Genomic DNA, 6,142 nt, shown 5'->3' on the forward strand with positions numbered 1-6,142 from the left:
GCGCCAATCCCAAAGTCCGTACTCTTGGACGGCATTTCGCATATTTGCGTCTATGGTCGCCGACCACAACGTCAACGGAAGGTTCGCTCTCTCTTTGTGATCGAAGAGTCCAAAAGCGCATCCTTGAATCACGCAAAGCGCAGCGTCTGACCGATATCCAATTTCCTCGCTTTTTCCAACAACGCGTGCCCGAGCGCGATATCACTCAGGCTAAGACCCCGATGCCAGAAAAGGATAGTTTCGTCATCATTTTCACGTCCCGGCTTCAGACCAGCAACGATCTGGCCGAGCTCGGCGTGCAGTGTCTCCTCGCTCAACTTATCTGAGTCGACGTGTGCGCGCAGCGCACCAAACGGGAAACCTTTCCTACATTGCCCCCAGTCATCGACAATCATTTTGTCCATGATGTCCGTCAGAGAGAACTCCACCGCACTCATCGTGCCGTACGGCACCACGAAGGCTCCCTTCTTGATCCATTCGGTCTTGAGTAGTGGCTCCGGGGCTGGCAGACGAGATGCTTCGACGACGATATCCGCATCGCGCACACATGCTTCCCAGTTATCGACAACACGTACCGGCTTGCGAAGATCTTTCGAAAGCCTCGCAGCAAATGCATAGCGGCTTTCCGTACGCTTGGAGTGCACGCGGATCTCCTCGAAATTAAAGAAGTGATCGAGCAACCGCACGTTCCAGTATGAGGTTCCACGTGCGCCAATATGGCCGAGCACCCTACTGTCCTTGCGCGCGAGGTACTTAGCTCCGAGCGCGGTTATTGCACCTGTGCGCATGTCAGTAATTGATGTCGCATCCAGGATCGCTTTCGGCACGCCGGTTTGCGGGTCGAACAGATTGAGAAGAGCCAATTCCGACGGCAGATCATGCTTATAGTTGTTAACAAAGTCTCCGACCGTCTTGACTCCTGCAAGGCACAGCGGATGGATCACACCGCGAAGTACATTGAAGTGCCCTTTATCGGAACTTTCCGGAATCAGGTGCACGCGCGGTTCAATTACCGTCTGCCCTCGACCTTGTGCCGCCAGTCCCTTCTCCACCGCGTCCAGGATTTCCTGATCTGTCAGCGCCAAGCGCGCAATGTCAGGACCATTCAGGTAGGTAAGGTGAATAGATTGCATCCAGTTATTCTCCGATCGTGGATATGCGACTGTTAAGGCTCACACGTCGCGAGCAGCAGTCAGACGGTATCGAAGCCTAGCAAGGTTGATGTTTCATGTCTATACATTTGCATCGTTTTGCAAGATAACCTTCGTTTGCAGGCACTTCCACTATGGGAACGTGTCGATATGTATATACTTTGTTTTGCTGGCGAGGGATGCTCGGATCGCGGCGGGACGCCAACCCAGTTCGCGTCAGCGAAGCTGGAAAGGCGTTGAAGGCCTGACACGCGTGTCCAACCGGGCTAACCGGTGATCGCAGAGATGATTCGACCACGCCAACAGAGTTATTCCAGGCAAGCGTCAATGGGGGCGGAGACAGCAGACGGGACGAGTAGCCAGATTACCCGGCCCGTTGGCTACAGTCCCCCGACCGGCAGCACACTTCACAACGACCTGGGCGGATCGCTGCTGTCAACGTCAGTAGCAGCAGCGTTCAGCCGCGAAAACCTTCTGGGCGTTTAATGACGCGGCGTTCGCTGAGGGGGCGCTTAGCGTTCAGCAGAAGCAGCTCATCGCGGTCGCGGTGGCGTTGACAACGCAATGTCCTTACTGCATCGAACTGCATACCAAAGACGCTCGCAACACTGGAGCAACCAGCGAGCAGCTTGCCGAAGCGGCTCTCGTTGCGGCAGCAATCCGTGCCAGCGGAGCAGTGACGCACTCTTCGCAGTTGTTCAAGGAGTGATGCCGTCGAACCACCCCTTACGACCTGTACGCGGCGAGCAGCCGGAACCAAATCTCTCTTGACCTGTGAAGGCGGCCGGAAGTGCTCGCCGACGTCTTGTCCGTCTTCCACCGAGTTCCGAGGAAGTCGAACGGAGCCCAGCGATATCCGCCTCGCACCTGCTGCCGCATTTACCAAAAGACTGGGCCTGACCCGTGACACGATCAACCGGAGTTTGCTCGTCTGGGACTCAAGTGAAGTGGCAGAGGCTGCGGCTTGCTCCACAAGCGCGGCATTCTGTTGCGTCATCGAATCAATTTGAAAGATAGCTACGTTCACATGCCCAATTCATTTGCTCCGCTCTAACGAAGCAACGCCTCACGATGAAATCCGTACCACGAACTTCTAAACATCCGGATTCACCGTCGACAACATCCGGTGGGATCCGCCCCGGCGCGTCGAACGCATCTTCGCATTGATTGCACCGGTTCGTATAAAGGTTATTGACTTCGAGGAGAATCGCGCAGCCTGTGCGGCGCACAAGCTCCCCGAGGAAGTCACCTTCCGTCATCTCGTCCTCTCGGAAGCGAACATGGCTCGGGACGTTTCTACCAAGACGTTCCGCTTCACCACGTCTGCATCCGGACGACGTGCCGTGTCACCACATCAAGGGGATGTTCAATGTAACAGGCAAAGGCGGCAAGTCGTGCATATGACGCGTCAACACAGTCGACGAGAACAGGTGCTCGGATACATGCCGGCTGAAATCGATTAACCAGTGATGCGACTCGATTAAGGTGCTCAAGGTTCAGCGGTCCCGCCGAACCGACACCGAGCCTTACACCATGGAAACTCAACAGATGATCCTTCGGACCTCCCCAGAACATGCAGATCGAGCCACCATCGCCCATGTACTATTTTGTGTGAACCTCCACCGGCTGCTTTGCGGCCAGAAAGTCGGGATAATTCGCATGGCAGGACCTATGCCGACGCCAAGATTAAGATTCGGGCGTACTGCACTGGACGCGCGAACGGGCGTTGACTCGAGCGGTGAATGTCCGCTTGCCACGATTACGTAACGCCTCCTTCATCGACAGAAAATCGCCAGTGGTGTCGTTGATACGGTTAAGGATATGAAGATGGTCAACGCGATCGCTGGTCAACTACGTTTCGGTGTATCGGGTCGCCGGGCCTTCACCGCAATCGAAAACCCACTGACTGCGATGAACCGCTGTCCCGACCATGCTGCGAGCCGATGACCGCCCAGCCCCGCCCTAGCTACGGCCGGAATCGTTTGACGCGGCCCCTCTCCGTGGAGATTGGGTCTCGGTTCCCCTATGTCGCCGTCATCGACGATACGATCCTGATCATTATTGATGTGACTCACACAGGTGGATGTCGCGGCGCCGAATTCGTTATCTTAGTTTAGAAGAACGGACACCGCTCGACAGGTACAAAAATCGACTATTAGACTGGGACATTAATATGGTGCCGTCTGACGTGAAGGCTCTCAATGATCACGGTTGAGGCAGCGGGCGCAACAGTGTCCCGGCAGCGCGTTGCCATCACTCACTGGCGGACCACCGATGTTCTTCGTTGAACGTCGGACGACACTGTGTCAAGCCGTTCATTCGTTATGAGCGTAGGCCGAGCGAGCAATTTTGGCTCTGCCAACCAACGGCGAGCAGGCTGACACCCTTGTTGATTTCTTGTACTGGTGTTCCACCAAAACCGAACACCAGCATATTGGACGCACGCCCCGCGCTGGAAAATGCGTCTCCCCTGTATATGCCAACACCTTCTTCATCCGCTACGCGGCACAGCGAGTCGATGTCGTAACCAGCATTCACTCGCGCGGAAATGTGCAGGCCGCACGTCGAGTCCAAGGGTGTGAGCCAGGTGGAGAGACGGCTTTGGATCGCTTCGAGCAGAAGCGCACGCCGCCTCTTGTACTCCACACGCATGCCGGCCAGATGGACAGAGAAATCGCCACTTATCATGAACTGCAACAAGGAATTCTGAACGAGCATGGACGTTTGTCTGTCTACTATCCATTTTGCCTTTCTAAGGCCATCCAGCAGCCAGGGAGGCGCGACTATGAAGCCAAGCCGGTAGGCCGGCGCCAAGATCTTTGACAGCGAACCCAGGTAGATCACGCGTTGCTCCCTATCAGCCGACTGAAGGCACGGGGATGGCATTTTGCCGTGATAAAACTCGCAGTCGTAATCATCTTCGAGGATCACGAAATCGTCTTTCGCTGCGCGTGCAAGCAGCGCTTTCCGCCGGGCCGGTGTCAGAGTAACGCCCAGCGGAAACTGGTGATTGGGCGTACAGTAAAGTCCGACGATTCCTTCAGGAATTTCCTCGACCTTGACTCCTTGCTCGTCCACTTGAAGCGGAAAAGGTTCGCATCCGGATAGCCGCACGATCTCGGCGACCACAGGAAAACCCGGATCTTCCACGCCAAACGTCGTCCCTGGTCCCAGCAACAGTCTCGACAGAAGATCAAGTGATTGGTGAGTGCCGGTGGTAATGACGATATCCGCGCCGGTACAACGAACCGATCGCGATTGCCGCAAGTAGGCCGCGATCCGCTCGCGTAGACGTGCATCTCCTTCAGGCGGGCCATATTCTGAAAGGCGCCCCGGCTCCATGTCTGACGGCCATCGGCCTAAGCGCCTACGCCGAAAAACCTGTTCGGCTTCCTCGGAAACTTTTCCGGGTCGAAAATCTACATCAACGTCCTTCTCCTGCAGCACGAACGTCTTCACTGGAAGACGCTCGGACCATTCGGCTAGACGCAATCGTGACCCGGAAGTTATAGCGGGAAAACTACTTTGTTGTGGACTCTTGCGTACGTATAAACCCGAGCCGACGCGGGCCTCTAGCCAGCCCTCCGCTATCAATGCTGCGGTGGCCTCTCTTATCGTGTTGCGAGACACACCGAGCTGGATCGCCCAAGTTCTGGACGCAGGCAGACGCTGGCCCGCTTCCAGTCGCCCGTCTGTTAAGGCAGAGTAGATACCTTCGTACACTTGTTGCTGGATCGGACCCACTCCGTCTAGCCTGATTAAAAGGTCGTCCACGCGGCCTCCCACTGAATTTCACATTTCCGTCGACCGTTCGTTTTCCCAGACGAATGTTTCTACGGCCCAATTCCCACGGGCAACTTCGGCCCACATCCCCAATTGCAAAATCTTAGAATCGTTAAGCGTCAACTACGCGGCATATCTCCGCGCCTGCGCGCGGTGAATTACTCGGAACCACGACTATGAACTCTACGATTGCTCGAGCTGATCGGACCTCCTCGCTTTATTGGCACTTCGCGCCGACCGTGCTGGCGCTGGGCTATCCGTGGTATCTCACGAAGTTCTACGAAGCAACCGGCAACCACAGCACCGCTGGTGCGTTGTTCGCTATGGCATTGGTATACGCGGTGCCTGCTAGCGCGTTTGTCAGCCTATTGACGCTCGCCCGGCTCGATGTAAGTGGAAGGCAAACCGTCATTTTGCGTCGTCTGGCGCACCTGACATTTGCCTCACCGCCGCTGTATGTCATCGTAGGAGTTCTGCTATACCTCATGAAAATAAACGGGGCAGACGGGAAGGTGTGGCTCGGCTTATGGGCTGCTGTGACTGTTGGAAGCCTGTTGACACTTTCCACTGAGCGAAGTGATACCGCCCTCTCACGACCGATCGTGAACACGAGTCGCGTCCGTGTGCTTCATGGTGTAGCATCCGTCGCCATCATCGCAGTGTACCTGTTTCCTCATCTGGGTAACCACGCTGTCGGCGTCTTCGGCACCGACGTCCATAAGTCCGTCATGCTTGGGCTGCGCCACATTTATCGAGCAGGATGGCTTGAACCTATTTTGATTGCACTCTTTTTCTTTCAAATCGTAAGCGGACTCGTGCTGTTGGCGCCGAAGCTTAACCTTAAACAGGACTTTCTCGGGGCAGTCCAGACGGCAACCGGGGCGTACCTTGTCATTTTCATTGCCTCGCATATTACTCATAGATCAGAAATATAGGCGACAGACGGATGCCTGAAAAACGAGCGCACGAGTTCTGGGTTTTGCTGGACCTGTGCAAGTTGGTCGTGAACTTTCGGACCGAGCTTTTCGCCCTTGCGCAAGGGATTTCGCGCGACGCCTGTGCGCTTCACGTGGCTCCACACCAACTCATCCGGGTTGAGGTCCGGTGCATAACCGGGCAGAAAGTGCAGGGTCAGTTTGCCGTTAGTACTGGCAACGTAGTCCTTCACGACGGCCTTTTTGTGTGCGGGCAGTCCGTCGACAATCAGA

The 6,142-nt window shown here is 55.7% G+C and carries 5 protein-coding genes and 2 pseudogenes; 2 read left to right on the plus strand and 5 right to left on the minus strand.

The window, feature by feature from the left end:
• Positions 1-128 precede the first annotated feature (128 nt).
• A complete protein-coding gene (locus GCT13_RS39330; RefSeq protein ID WP_152767316.1) occupies positions 129-1,133 on the minus strand; it encodes an ornithine cyclodeaminase family protein in 1,005 nt (334 codons plus the stop codon).
• Positions 1,134-1,623: 490 nt separating this feature from the next.
• On the opposite strand from GCT13_RS39330, the pseudogene GCT13_RS39335 reads away from it, so the two are divergent.
• Positions 1,624-1,860, plus strand: a pseudogene (locus GCT13_RS39335) (carboxymuconolactone decarboxylase family protein); the annotation flags it as partial.
• Between the two features lie 292 nt (positions 1,861-2,152).
• Here GCT13_RS39335 and GCT13_RS51430 read toward each other — a convergent pair.
• From GCT13_RS51430 to pdxR, 3 genes and pseudogenes are all read right to left on the minus strand, one after another.
• Positions 2,153-2,434, minus strand: a pseudogene (locus GCT13_RS51430) (multinuclear nonheme iron-dependent oxidase); the annotation flags it as partial.
• Between the two features lie 31 nt (positions 2,435-2,465).
• Positions 2,466-2,750: a multinuclear nonheme iron-dependent oxidase gene (locus tag GCT13_RS51435; RefSeq protein ID WP_152767318.1), complete on the minus strand. Its 285-nt coding sequence runs from the start codon at positions 2,748-2,750 to the stop codon at positions 2,466-2,468.
• Between the two features lie 723 nt (positions 2,751-3,473).
• On the minus strand, positions 3,474-4,937 hold the full coding sequence (gene pdxR, locus GCT13_RS39350; RefSeq protein WP_456093728.1) for a MocR-like pyridoxine biosynthesis transcription factor PdxR: 1,464 nt from the start codon (positions 4,935-4,937) through the stop codon (positions 3,474-3,476).
• Between the two features lie 173 nt (positions 4,938-5,110).
• On the opposite strand from pdxR, the gene GCT13_RS39355 reads away from it, so the two are divergent.
• Entirely contained in the window at positions 5,111-5,869 is a 759-nt protein-coding gene (locus GCT13_RS39355; protein WP_152767320.1) for a hypothetical protein, read from the plus strand.
• Here GCT13_RS39355 and GCT13_RS39360 read toward each other — a convergent pair.
• The coding region (locus tag GCT13_RS39360; RefSeq protein ID WP_193727883.1) for a transposase at positions 5,851-6,142 on the minus strand (292 nt) is incomplete at its 5' end. The two genes, GCT13_RS39355 and GCT13_RS39360, sit on opposite strands and share 19 nt — an antisense overlap.

The sequence above is a fragment of the Paraburkholderia franconis genome (assembly GCF_009362735.1).
In the GTDB taxonomy this organism is placed as follows: Bacteria; Pseudomonadota; Gammaproteobacteria; order Burkholderiales; family Burkholderiaceae; genus Paraburkholderia; species Paraburkholderia franconis.

What these genes read in the sequence shown, in the direction of transcription:
- GCT13_RS39330 (WP_152767316.1), bottom strand. Translation starts at nt 1,133, where the DNA reads ATGCAATCTATTCACCTTACCTACCTGAATGGTCCTGACATTGCGCGC.
- GCT13_RS51435 (WP_152767318.1), bottom strand. Translation starts at nt 2,750, where the DNA reads ATGGGCGATGGTGGCTCGATCTGCATGTTCTGGGGAGGTCCGAAGGAT.
- GCT13_RS39355 (WP_152767320.1), top strand. Translation starts at nt 5,111, where the DNA reads ATGAACTCTACGATTGCTCGAGCTGATCGGACCTCCTCGCTTTATTGG.